The organism is Bacillus pretiosus, from assembly GCF_051294775.1.
GTDB lineage: Bacteria > Bacillota > Bacilli > Bacillales > Bacillaceae_G > Bacillus_A > Bacillus_A wiedmannii.
Genome location: NZ_JBPPHF010000184.1, coordinates 1 through 306, shown reverse-complemented (window position 1 = coordinate 306; position 306 = coordinate 1). Strand labels below are relative to the sequence as shown.

1 pseudogene is annotated in these 306 nt (G+C 39.5%); it reads left to right on the top strand.

Going from position 1 to position 306, the window contains the following annotated elements:
• Window positions 1-306, top strand: a pseudogene (locus ACSG5Z_RS30425) (diaminopimelate decarboxylase); the annotation flags it as partial.

The following is a 306-nucleotide window of genomic DNA, read 5'->3' as shown; positions in this document are numbered from 1 at the left end:
ATTATATACTGCGCTGCAAGCAGGATTTCCGGCATCACGCATTCATTTTCACGGCAATTATAAAACAGAAGAAGAAATTGTGATGGCTCTTCAGGCGAATATTGGTTGTTTTGTCGTAGATAATTTCTTGGAATTAGAAATTTTGCATGATTTAGCAGTGCAACATGGGAAATTTGTGAACATATTAAGTCGTGTAACGCCCGGAGTAGAGGCGCACACACATGAATATATTACAACAGGCCAAGATGATTCGAAATTTGGATTTGGCGTGTCAAATGGTCAAGCGATGCAAGTGATTGAGATTGC